The following is a 252-nucleotide window of genomic DNA, read 5'->3' as shown; positions in this document are numbered from 1 at the left end:
TGAATGATTCTAAAAAGATTCCAGAGTCAAAAAGGGAACTGTTTTATGAGATGATTTTTAAGGAAGCACTTTCCATAGGAGTGGGTGTTGTACATAGCGAAGTAATTGATGAAATCAATATATATCAAGCTACGAAAAAGGCAATGGTGGCCGCAGTGAACGATCTGTCGGAACTTCCTGATCATTTGTTGATTGATGCGATGGAACTGGATGTGCCGATTCCGCAGCTTTCACTCATAAAGGGGGATGCAA

1 protein-coding gene is annotated in these 252 nt (G+C 40.5%); it reads left to right on the top strand.

The features are described 5' to 3' along the window. Positions 1-252: ribonuclease H family protein (locus SB773_RS33340; RefSeq protein WP_486304329.1), on the top strand; the 252-nt coding region annotated here is incomplete at both ends.

Origin of the sequence: Bacillus sp. SIMBA_074 (genome assembly GCF_046534555.1) — a bacterium.
GTDB classification, from domain to species: domain Bacteria; phylum Bacillota; class Bacilli; order Bacillales; family Bacillaceae_G; genus Bacillus_A; species Bacillus_A mycoides.
This window is presented reverse-complemented; position numbering and strand designations above follow the sequence as displayed.